The following is a 12,834-nucleotide window of genomic DNA, read 5'->3' as shown; positions in this document are numbered from 1 at the left end:
TATTTTAACGATTACCATCCAGGGTTTTGTTCAAAACCTTCATAAAACTGAGTTTGATTGGCTCTAAATGGCAACCAATAGTGCTTTGGATATTCACAAACTCTTGGCACAACTAGTCTTTCATTAAAGAATGTATAGTTTGCATCAAAATCTACACCCGTTTTATTTTTATACTTGTCTAAATGTGCAAGTACCCATCTGCGAATGTCTACCCAACGATGAGCTTCAAAAGAAAGCTCTACACTACGTTCTCTTCTGAGTTCATCCATAAATTTATTAGGATCAGCCACTATAGATTGATTTACATTTGGTATTCCTGCTCTTGATCTCATCAAATTAAGCACATTCTCAGCAGTTAATGAATAAGAAGTTGGTGCAGTAGTTGCATTATTTTTTGCAGCATGTAGCGCTTCAGCATACATTAAATACACATCTGTTAAACGCATTCTAATTCTTCTTATGGTCAAACCATTAATTCTACCTCTAAATCTATCTGTATAATTAAAAGGGTAAAACTTCTTAATAAAATAACCTGTTTGAGATCCTTTTGAGGCTAAGCCTTCAGTTCTATGAATTCCACCGTTATATAATGCTGCAGTTCTATACTTTTGTCCACCTCTTGTACCTAAAGCTGCTCCATTATAGGTAACCCACTCATAAAATCTTGGATCTCTATTTTCAAATGGTTTTGTAGCGTCAAAGGTTGGCGCGCCATAATTACCACTTAAATCGTCTTCTACAGACAACCCGTTAGCCATACCAAAATTAGCATGTATAAAATTATGTGTTGGGCTCATTACAAAAGAACCTTGTGATAATACTTGTTTTGACATTAGCATTCTAGCAATATTTCTACTTGAATTTCTACTATTGGCACTCCCGTTAAAAATAAATTCGTTATTTAGCCCTGGTATTTTATTTTGTCTGGTCATAAAAACTTGTTCATAATTACCAAATGAAGCCAAACTATACGCCCCCTGGTCTGCCAACTTTAATACCTCTGCAAAAGCATCTACAGCCATTTCTGCAAGTTCTGTATCATAATCATAGGTGTTTCTTGATCCTTTCATCAATGGGCTTGCAGCAATTAATAGGTTTTTACCCATAAAAGCATATACTGCTCCTTTAGTTACCCTAGTCTTATTTTTACCCACAGTTAGCCCACCTAATTGTCCAGCCAATTCAACAGTATCCCAATCTTGTGGTAACAATTCTGCTGCCAACTTAAAATCTTCATGAATTTTTAACGCTGTTTCTTTGTAAGTATCTGGTCTTGAAAACCTAAAGTTATCCCCCACAATCGTTGCATCTATATAAGGGAAACGCCCCCAGAATTTCATAATTTCAAAATGAAAAAATGCTCTAAAGAAATAGGCTTGTCCTAATAATATATCTCTTTCAGAAGTGGTAAGATTTACAATATCATCAATTTTTTCTAAAATTTGATTGGCTTTTCGGATGCCTCTCAAACTCCCATCCCAAACCCCTGGTCTATTCCAAGCAGTACCGGTAGAAGCACTTTGATTTCCACCACCTTCGCCAATTAAGTATGTCCATTTAGGAGCAGTACCCTCATACAAGAAGAGATAGTTACCACGATCCATCCAAGCGGAAGTTTGGTAATTTTGATTAATAACTGTTTCATCTCCTAAGAGGTAGTCTGTACCACCATTTCCACCTACATGATAATCTACTACCAAATTATACATTTCTTCTAAAAACCCTTGTGTTGTAACAAAGTCTTTAAATGCGTCCTCTTCTCCAATTAAAGCTTGTGGAGCTACATCTAAATAATCTTCGCAAGAAAAAGCAAATAATAGACTTAATACAAATACTAATTTTATACTATATTTTTTCATTTTTAAAAGTTTAAATTAAATCCAAGATTAAATCTTCGTATTGTTGGGTAATCTCCTCTAAAATTAGAATCTGAAGTACCTGTTCCATTAAATTCCCTGTCGTCAGGTAAATTAGTCCATAAATGTAAATTGTTACCATTAACAAATACTCTTAAAGAGTTAAAACCTATTTTTGTACATAGTTTTTTTGGAACTTTATAAGCCAATTCTACCGTTTTTAGCCTTACTATTGAAGCATCATAATAATCACGAAGAGGGTCATTTTCTCCTTCTCTTTCACTCCAATATCGTAATGTTCTGGTTGAATTAGGATTATCTTTTGTCCAATAATCTAATGCATGATCATAAATTAGATAGGTGTTTTTCTGAAACGTTCTTGTTATAAATTGCTTGGTACTATTTCGATTCCCTGTAAACATTACAGTAAAACTAAGCCCTTTATACCTTGCCCCAGATCTAAGACTCCAAGATTGTTGCGGACGAGTAGGGTAACCATAAGGTGCATCATCTCTGTCTTCATTATAAGAACCATCACTATTAAAATCAACGATATCGTAGTACCCTGGACGTCTAGAATCTTGCCCCACACTAAGTGGTGTTGCTCCATATATATCATCCCAACTTTGCAAAATTTGGCCTGGTATGGCTGCTCTTGTTTGCCCGATTTGATAACCTGCCAATTGTAAGTGCTCTGGTCTTAATTCTGGGTCTTCTCTATAAATAATTTTATCTTTGGCAGAGCTAAAAGCAATTTTTGACCATAGATTTAAGTTATTGTCGAAAGTGTGGTTTAAGCCTAATACCAACTCGTATCCTTTAACCTCTACCTCTCCGGAATTTACATCTGGAGGCAAAGCACCAAACCAATCTGGAACACTTCTCTGATTTCCTGTTATAACGATATCTTTTCTATTTTCATTAAAATAGTCAAATTCTGTAGTTATTGCTCCTTTTAAAAAGGATGCATTGATTCCAAAATTAGATTTTATAGCGGTTTCCCATCGAAGATCAGGGTTCCCTACAATAGTTTGTCTGTACCAAATATAGTCTGAATTCCCTCCAAAAGTATTAGAATCTAAGCTAGCACGACCTCCATTTTTCCATTGTGATAAATACCTCCATCTACCACTTGAATTATCATCTCCAATAAGACCATAAGAAAAACGAAATTTAAACCTATCAATCCAATTTATGTTTTCCATGAATTTTTCTTTAGTTGGCACCCATCCTACTGCAATTGAAGGGAATAAATCAAATCGATTTCCGGGTCCAAATTTTTCTGAACCATTATAAGCCCCACTAATATCTAAAAGGTATTTAGAATCATAATCATACGTAACTCTGGTTACCCAATCTTCACGAAATCTTGGAAAAACACTACCACTTGCAGACTGGTCTCTCATAAAAAGAAGCAGTGCAGAAACATCGTGCTTGTCACCAAATGTTCTTTTGTAATTTAAAGACAACCTATAATTTAGTCTTCTAAATCTAGAACCGTCGTTAATATTATTTGAACCTAAAGTCCAAGGCCTAGGTACAAAATCAAAATCATTTACGCCTGGCTCAGAAATAATACTTTCGTTTCCATTTAAATCATAGGTCCTAAAGATGATATTAGATACTGGATCTGAAAGCCTTCTTGTTGAACTAAATCTATTATCAAGCGATAATCTTCCTGTAAATGATAAACCTTTAGTTATAAAGTTAAGTTTTTGTTTTAAAATAAAATCGGTATTAACCTGAATTCTTCTTTGAGTAGAACTCCCCGAGGATATTAAGGATGTAAGTGGGTTGGCAAAAGTATCATCTTGAGTCGGAACCCATCCAAAGTACCCATCTGGATATAAAGGGGTGTAAAGTGAAGGCGCAAAAGAGTACAAACCTCCAATTATTCTTGCATTACTTGCAGAAGGAGATTCTTGAAAACCTACAAATCCTCCAAGATTAACAGAAAACTTGGTGGTTTTAGTAAGGTCAAAATCTAAATTACTTCTATAATTATACCTATCATACTTATATCCTGTGCTATATCCTCTTCCATTATCATAATCCGCTCCTTTTAAAATATCTCTAGTAGTTTGTACTGATAAACTCCCAAAATATTTCACAAAACTATTACCTCCTCTAACATTAAGATTTACCCTGTAATCTTGTGCAAAATCCTTAAGCAGTAAACCTGCCCAATCTGTATTGGGGTATATATAACTTTCTTCTACACTAGCTGGATTTCTGTATTTATCTGCAATACCAAGAGGTATAATATCATTCCAAGAGTTAGGGCTATACATAATCTCTCTCATGATAGCTTCATTAACATGAAATGTTGAATTGTATGAATCTACCAACTGCGGCAACTTTGAAACTACTTTAATTGTCGTATTTGCCGAAACCGATAATTTTGCACCTCCTTCTTTACCTCTTTTAGTAGTTATTAAAATAACACCATTAGCACCTTGTACTCCAAAAACGGCGGTAGCTGAAGCATCTTTTAAAACAGAAACTTGCTCTATTTCTTCGAAATCTATATCGTTTATTGTTCTTTGAACACCATCTACTAAAATAAGCGGAGAACCAGAACCATTCCAAGAAGCCTGACCTCTAATAAATATTTGAGTACTGTTTGCACCAGGTTGCCCTGAAGACTGTATCGTTGAAACCCCTGGCAACCTTCCTTCTAAAGCTTCAGCAACATTTGTCACACCACCAGCCTCTAAAAGTTCTTCTCCTTTAGTAGTTACAATTGCACCAACAATACTTGCTTTTTTCTTTTGTCCATATCCTACAACAACGATTTCATCTAAGGACTCTGCCTCATAATTTAAAACAACGGTGAGTGTAAGCTTTCCTTTCACAGGTAATTCTCTAGTTTTCATCCCTAAATACGAAAAAACAAGAATTACTTTTTCATTAGGAACAGCAATTGAAAATTTACCATCAAAATCTGTTTGTGTTCCTTTGCTAGTTCCTTTTATTGAAATAGAAACCCCAGGTAAAGTTATACCTGTATCATCTAAAACTGTACCAGAAATTACTCTCTCTTGATTATCCTTTAAAATTTTGAAGTCATTTGCTAAAACTTGACTACTAAAACTAAATATGAAAAAAAAGATACAGAAAAATTTTTTGAAGATTATGCTGTTTTTAGCATACCGAATTAAATGAGTTTTATTTAAAATATATTTCATAAGAATTATTTATCTTGTAAATCTTTGTTTCTAAAAAAAACGTTTTAAGTTTTTGTTAACATTTCATCAAATATAGAAGCTAACATAAAAAACTGCACCTAATATAATCCACAAAACTTCCATTTTTGTGTTTACATCTACAAACCCATAATTTTTAAATGATACTTGGCTTACTTCTTGTTGTTCTTTCTGTAAACTGTAGGGGAAGATGAAAATTGTTTCTTAAAATATGTACTAAAATATTTAGGACTATTAAAGCCAACTAATAAAGCGATTTCTTGTATTGTTTTATTGGTATGCGTTAACATTGAAGCAGCTTTATTCATTCTTAGCTTCAGCATTAAATCGTTTATACCGATATCTGTAATTTTTCTTAGCCTTTTATAAATTAAAGATTTGCTCATCCCAATTTCTCTTGAAAATTTAGTGACATCAAAAGTTGGGTCGTCTATGTAGGTTTCCATAATTTCTATAATTTTATCATAGAAAACTTTATCAGAATTACTTATAGATTCTTTGTCAACATCTATTTCTATTAATTTAAGAAATTTGCTTTTTAATGCACTTCTTGTTTTTAACAAACTCTCTAATACCGAAAGTAAAACATTTAATTGAAAGGGTTTTTCTAAATAGGAATCTGCCCCAAACTTATACCCTTTAATTTTATCTTCTCCAGAAGTTTTAGCTGTTAACAAAACAATAGGCACTGTACTTGTTGCCTCATTTTGTTTGAGTAGTTTACACAGCTCATCTCCGTTCATTTTCGGCATCATAACATCAGAGAGAATCAAATCAAAATTCTCTTTAATCGCTAAATCATAACCTATTTTACCATTTTCTGCAGTGACAACATTGTAGTACTTAGACAAGCTAGCTTTTAAATACTCTCTTAAGTCTGGTTCGTCTTCAACAATAAGAATTCTTTTATCTTTTACAACAACGTTTTCATTATTTTCTTCTCCTTTTTCTTTAATTTCTTTAGGTAGCTTCTTGGGTGCTTCTGCATTTTTTTCTTCAATTATGTAACGATTATTTTTTAAAGCATCTCCTTTTGATAATTTTATACTAAAACTAGAACCTTTATCTTTTTTACTTTTTACCGAAATAGTACCTTTATGCGCTTCCACAAATTTCTTGGTTAACGCAAGACCTATACCAGACCCTCCAATATGGTCTTTTGTTTGAAAGAAACGTTCAAAAATATGATCCAAATCTTCTTTTGATATTCCTATCCCAAAATCTTTAACTTTAATTTCTATCGACTTTTCTTTATTATAAATAAAAACAACTACTTTACCTCCTTTATCACTATATTTAAATGCATTTGATAATAAATTATACATGATTGTTTCTAACATGTATTTATCAAACCAAATAAATTTTTCTTTGGTATCAGTTTTAAAATCTAGTTTGATATTCTCTACCTTAGAATACCCTTTAAATCTTTCTAATATTTCTTTAATAAAGGAAACAACGTCTGCTCTTACAGGTTGTATTTCTGGCTCTTTAAACTGCGTTTTTCTAAAATCGATTCCTCTATGGATTAACTTATTAATTCTTTGAGCATTTTTTTCTATCAGCTTTAAATCTTTAGAATAATTTCCTTTAAAAAATTCACTTTCTATGATGGTTCTTATTGGACTTATGATTAAAGTTAAAGGTGTTCTTATTTCATGTGATAAATTTGTAAAAAATCTTAACTGCTTTTCATTTAATTCTTTTTCATTTTTTAGCGCTTGTTTTTCAAATTTACTTTCTCTTTTTATCCTTTCTCTTTTAAAGAATAGATGAAACCCTAAAAAAATAGTACCTAAAAAAACCATCATAGATAAAAGTCTAAACCAAATCGTCTGCCACCAAGCAGGCAATACTTTAATTTTTAATTTAGCATATAATTCTCCGAATTCTCCAACCTCATTTGATGCTTTAATTTTTAAATTATAAAGCCCTTTTGGCAAGTTCATATAGGTTAGATTTCTTTCTTTTGTAGTTATCCAATTTTTATCATAACCTTCCAGTTTATAAGAAAACAGAGTATTTTCAGGATATTGATAATCAAAGGTTGAATATTTTATTGTGACTACTTTTTGATCATTTGTTAAGGTTAAAAAATTATCATCTGCTATGTAATTTTCTGTGACTTTTTGTTTAGAATTCAAATCTTTATAATTTATAACCAAATCTGTAAAAACAACTTTTCTAGCATTTTTTGGCGCCTTAATTTCTTCTGGGTTAAATGATAAAATTCCTTTTAAACCTCCAAAATAAATTTTCCCGTTGACATCTTTTATGACTGCGGGGTTTACAAATTGATTGTCTTTAAAAGCATTTCTATAGTTATAATTGATGAATTTTTTAGAAGAAACATCAAACTTAGAAACTCCTATTGAAGTACCAACCCATAAATTCTCTTGATTGTCTTTAATCATAGAATTTATTTGAATTGAATTTAACCCAGACTCTTTAGCATAAAAATGAGTTTTCTTTGTTTGTATATTTATAAGACAAACTCCTTTATTTGTAGCAAGCCAATATTCATTTTTTTGATGCTTTTCTATAGCTACAATTCTTTTTGGAGCAAAACTGATATGATTAATAACCCCATTTTGAAACTTAGAAAGCACTCCTATACATCCCAAAAGAGTGAAATCTTGTTCTTTATCATTAAAAGAAGATAAAACCCTATTTGTGATTGTTAAATTATTTAGCTCCAATTGCCTTTTTGCACCCACTTTTTTGTTGCGAAAAAGCACAGATCTGTTTGAAGTAACTATGATATCCTCATCAATATTTTTTAAGATTGAAGCAACATTTTTTGAAGAATCTATGTATTTGTGTATGTAAGATTGGTATTGATATTTTTTGTTTTTTATATCAAAAGAAAACAACCCTTGTTTATAAGCACCTAATAACAAGCTGTTCGAATCAAGCTCATTCATACTTCTAATTGTTTTTATATTCTCATCAGAAAAAACAAGTTCTAAATTGTTATTTTTTAATTGATAAAGCCCATTACCATCACTTCCTACCCAAATTCTGTTTTGTGAATCTAAAAAAAGTGATGAAACAGGGTATTCTGTTGAAGAGTTTCGTTTGTCTTCTTTTACTTTATAGGTTTTAAAAAGGTTCTTTTTTATATTGTGACTTATTCCATTTTTTATAGTTCCTATCCACAATGTAGCATCTTTAGCTAAATAAGAAGTGTATAAAAAATCTGAACCAATACTAGATTCATTTCTATTATTCGCTTTGATGTATCTAAATTTCTGCTGCTTGATATCATATATATTGATACCTCCTCCATCAGTAAATATCCAGATCTCATTTGTAGAACCTCTTTTAAGATCTCTAACGTATGCGTTATTTAAAAATTTATTTCCAACGCCTTTTTTTAAATGCTTTTTTATTTTTGAATCTTCATAAATAAAAACACCATTAAGAGTACTCACCCAAAATTGGTTTTTATCTATTTTTAAAATTTTTGTGATTTCATTTTTGGCATTAAAAATATCTTTGCTTAACAATGAAATTTCTTGGGTATTAAAATTAAAAAGGTAAAATGCTTTTTTATTTACATAAAAAAAGAGATGAGCATCATCATATTCAAAAATATTGAATGACGTAACTTTAATATTAAACTTTCTTTCTACTTTTTTATTTAAATTAAAATTTTCTGTAAAATTTAAATTTTTATCAAATTTTATAACATTATTATTTCCGTATATAGCCCATACATTTTGATTCTCATCTTCAATAAGATTTGAAAAATAATTCCTTTGTTTTTGATTAATAAGACTGAAGTTATCTAGCTTATAATTGTAAATGTTTAATCCTCTTTGAGTAGCTATTAAAAGTTTTTTATTTGAGGTGTAAAGAATATCATTAATTATATTATTACTTATAGAACTGCTATCTTTTACGTTATGAAAATAATTTTGCAATTCATAACCATCGTATTTATTAAGTCCTTTTTCAGTACCAAACCAAAGGTATCCATAAGCATCTTGTTCTATGGTTTTAACAAAATTATCGGATAAGCCATCTTCTCTAGAGGTGTTTTTAAAATATTCATTTTGAGAACTCACAGCATAAGAAAACAAAAGTAAATTGATCAAAATAAAAATATGCTTTTTGAAAAATAAACTTTTATTTAATGTAGAAAAAAAATGAGACCTTACTGTCATATAATACTTAAAAATCAAATATTCAGTATAAAGCTACTAAAACTCTACCTAAAAAATATTGAATTACAATACTTTTTTTGCAAATTATTGATTTTATTCTTAAAAAACCAATACCTTACCATTAAGAATGTAAAAAATCTAAATGAAACTTCATCTTTTAAATAGAAGCACTACAAATAACAGCTCTTTTACAACTAGAGTTAATGAATATCCTTATTTTTTAAAAATATGGCATTACCATCCAGAATTAGAACTTGTAATTATTCTTAAAAGTGAAGGCACCTGTTTTATAGGAGATGGAATAGAAAAATTTAAAAAAGGTGATGTCGTTTTAATAGGGGAAAATTTACCTCATATATGGGTGAATGATGATGCTTATTTTAACACCAATTCTAACGAAAATGCAAAAGCCATTTCAATTCATTTTAAACAAGATTTTTTAGGTGACGGTTTTATTAAAAAACCAGAAATGAGTGATATTTTTAGTCTCTTTGAGGAAGCCAAACAGGGGCTAAAGTTTTTAAATGTAAAAGATCATCTCATTCAAGAAATTAAAGAAATGTTGAATTTGAGTGGCTTTGAGAAAACTATTGTTTTTTTATTAATTCTTAATAAGTTAGCAAAACATTCTTCTATTGAAAAAATTGCATCTCAAGGGTATACCAATCATTTTAAGTCTTCTAAAAACGATACTCAAAACAAGGTGCAATCTTATATATTTAAAAATTTTAATCAAGACATAAGCCTTGTACAAGCGGCAAATATTGCTCATATGAATCCTTCTGCTTTTAGTCGGTATTTTAAACATATCAACCGAAAAACATTTACAAAATATGTTTCAGAAATACGAATTGGATATGCTTGTAAACTATTAATTGAAAATAAATTCAACATTTCTGAAATTTGTTATGAATCTGGTTTTAAAAATATTTCAAACTTTAACCGTCAATTTAAAATAATCATGAAATGTACTCCTTCAGAATATCTAAAAAATTATAAAACTCAACTTTTAGATAATAAATAGGAGATATTATTACATAAAGCAAAAAAAGTATCAGAAGATGTCAAATCATTACAAGACATCATTATTATTTCAGATTAGATTTGTAACATAAATATCCTTTATATGTTCAAAAATAATCAAGTTCTGCAAATACATGATAGAGATAATGTTTTAGTTGCTTTAACTGACCTTAAAAAAAATACAACAGTAGTATTTAATAACCAGGAATATGTTATCCAAGATAATATTGATGCAAAACATAAATTTGCAATCGAGCATTTGACCAAAGGAGATGCAGTATATATGTATGGTGTACTGGTTGGGAGAGCAAAAAAAGAAATCTTAAAAGGTGGCTTAATTAGCACAACCAATTTAGCACATGATACAGAAAAATACAGTGCAGATGATAAAACAAAGGGTACATCTTGGGAAGCCCCAAATTTATCTAAGTTTACTAACAAAACTTTTGATGGCTACCATCGTGCAGATGGAAAAGTGGGCACAGAAAATAATTGGTTGATTATACCTTTGGTATTTTGCCAGAACAGAAATGTAGAAGTTTTAAAACAAGCACTTGTAGAAAAACTAGGTTTTGGGAAACAACAACACTTAAAGCTAGATGTTGATGCTCTTATTGAAGGCTATAAAAAAGGGACTTCAACAAAAGATTTATTAGATAAAGACATTTTAAAACAGCCTCATGAACAATCGAAAAACGTATTGTTCCCTAATGTAGATGGCATTCATTTTTTAACTCATGATGGAGGTTGTGGAGGTGCTACTACAGATTCTGTAGCCTTATGCCATTTGTTGGCAGGGTACATCAATAATCCTAATGTAGCAGGAGCAACCATTCTAAGTTTAGGTTGTCAACATGCACAGGCAAGTATCTTAGAAAAGGCCTTAACAAAAATGTCACCAGACAATAAAAAACCTATATACATCTTAGAACAACAACAAAGTGAATCTGAACAAGATTTACTTGCAGAAGCCGTAAAAAAGACTTTTGTTGGGTTGATTAAAGCTAATAAAACTGAACGCAACCCTGCGCCTTTAAGCAAGCTTGTTATTGGTTTGGAATGTGGTGGTTCTGATGGATTTTCAGGAATTTCAGCAAACCCTACTTTAGGCTATGTATCAGACTTAATTGTTGGGCTAGGTGGAGCAACGGTTTTATCTGAATTCCCTGAATTGAATGGGGTAGAACAAGAATTGATAAACAGGTGTACTAGTGAAGACCATGCTAAGAAATTCTCAAAAATAATGTCTACATATAATGAGAAGGCTGATGCACTTGGCGCTGGTTTTTACGCAAATCCTTCACCAGGAAATGTAAAAGATGGTCTAATTACTGACGCTATAAAATCTGCTGGTGCTGCAAAAAAAGGGGGTACTTCGCCAGTTAAAGATGTTTTAGATTACACAGAACAAGTAACAACCCCTGGTTTAAATTTATTATGTACTCCTGGAAATGATGTTGAGTCAACTACTGGTTTAGCAGGTTCGGGCTGCAATGTTATCTTGTTTACAACAGGTTTAGGAACCCCTACAGGAAATCCAATTACACCAGTTGTTAAAGTTTCATCAAATACGAAGTTATTCAATAAGATGTCTGATATCATTGATTTTAATACAGGAAAAATAATCGAAGGCACATCAACCATAGCTGATACAGGTGAAGACTTATTAGATTTTGTAATTGAAGTGGCTAGTGGAAAAAAGACCAAAGCAAAACAACTAAGACAAGACGATTTTATTCCATGGAAACGCGGAATGTCTCTTTAAATAAAAAAATTAAATACGAATGACAAAATTTAGCTTAAAAAATAAAACAGCCATTGTTACAGGTGGTGGTAGTGGTATAGGAAAAGCCATTTCGTTAACCTTTGCAAATCAAGGTGCTAAAGTGCATATATTGGACTTTAACCTAGAATCTGCTAATGAAACCGTAAATGAAATAAAAGCTTTAGGCGAAAATGCAGAAGCCTATCAATGTGATGTGGCAAATCAACAAAATGTAAATACGATAATTGATAAAATTTCTCAATCAGAAGCTATAGATATTTTAATCAATAATGCGGGTATAGCCCACGTTGGAAATATTGAAGCCGTTGAAGAAGCTGATTTAGACAGATTATATAACGTAAATATTAAAGGTGTTTACAATTGTATAAAAGCCTGCATTCCTTCAATGAAGAAAAATAAAAATGGTGTCATTCTTAACTTAGCATCTATTGCCTCATCTGTAGGAATTTATGACAGATTTGCGTATTCTATGACAAAAGGAGCTGTATTAACAATAACCTATTCAATTGCAAAAGACTATATCGAAGATGGTATTCGTTGTAACTGTATTGCACCAGGTCGTGTTCATACACCTTTTGTTGATGGTTTTATTAAAAATAACTACCCAGGTAAAGAAGAAGAAATGTTTGAAAAACTATCTAAAACTCAACCTATAGGACGTATGGGAAAAACTCAAGAAATTGCAGATTTAGCCCTATTTTTATGTTCGGATGAAGCAGGATTTATAACAGGGTCAAATTATGCCATAGATGGCGGATTTGTAACATTAAATGGAAAATAAATATTAAATAATACAC

General features: G+C 31.0%; 6 protein-coding genes. 3 read left to right on the top strand and 3 right to left on the bottom strand.

The annotated features are described in order from the left end of the window. Nucleotides 1–11: 11 nt before the first annotated feature. From Q0L44_RS04160 to Q0L44_RS04150, 3 genes are all read right to left on the bottom strand, one after another. A complete protein-coding gene (locus tag Q0L44_RS04160; RefSeq protein WP_296635681.1) occupies nucleotides 12–1,859 on the bottom strand; it encodes a RagB/SusD family nutrient uptake outer membrane protein in 1,848 nt (615 codons plus the stop codon). Between the two features lie 2 nt (nucleotides 1,860–1,861). After that, on the bottom strand, nucleotides 1,862–5,044 hold the full coding sequence (locus tag Q0L44_RS04155; RefSeq protein WP_296635679.1) for a TonB-dependent receptor: 3,183 nt from the start codon (nucleotides 5,042–5,044) through the stop codon (nucleotides 1,862–1,864). A 170-nt stretch (nucleotides 5,045–5,214) separates the two neighbouring features. Continuing rightward, nucleotides 5,215–9,159, bottom strand: a complete 3,945-nt coding sequence (locus Q0L44_RS04150; protein ID WP_296635675.1) for a response regulator — start codon at nucleotides 9,157–9,159, stop codon at nucleotides 5,215–5,217. Between the two features lie 211 nt (nucleotides 9,160–9,370). On the opposite strand from Q0L44_RS04150, the gene Q0L44_RS04145 reads away from it, so the two are divergent. The 3 genes from Q0L44_RS04145 (at nucleotide 9,371) to Q0L44_RS04135 (ending at nucleotide 12,818) form a co-directional block, all read left to right on the top strand. Further along, nucleotides 9,371–10,252, top strand: coding sequence for an AraC family transcriptional regulator (locus Q0L44_RS04145; protein ID WP_296635673.1), 882 nt, complete (start codon nucleotides 9,371–9,373; stop codon nucleotides 10,250–10,252). A gap of 102 nt (nucleotides 10,253–10,354) precedes the next feature. Further along, the gene (locus Q0L44_RS04140; protein ID WP_296635671.1) at nucleotides 10,355–12,016 is read left to right on the top strand and encodes an altronate dehydratase family protein; all 1,662 of its coding nucleotides are present in this window, start codon (nucleotides 10,355–10,357) and stop codon (nucleotides 12,014–12,016) included. 19 nt (nucleotides 12,017–12,035) lie between these two features. Further along, nucleotides 12,036–12,818 (top strand): glucose 1-dehydrogenase, encoded by a 783-nt coding sequence (locus Q0L44_RS04135; protein WP_296635668.1) that lies wholly within the window; start codon nucleotides 12,036–12,038, stop codon nucleotides 12,816–12,818. Nucleotides 12,819–12,834 lie beyond the last annotated feature (16 nt).

The organism is Polaribacter sp. (assembly GCF_024639685.1).
Classification (GTDB): domain Bacteria; phylum Bacteroidota; class Bacteroidia; order Flavobacteriales; family Flavobacteriaceae; genus Polaribacter.
This window is presented reverse-complemented; position numbering and strand designations above follow the sequence as displayed.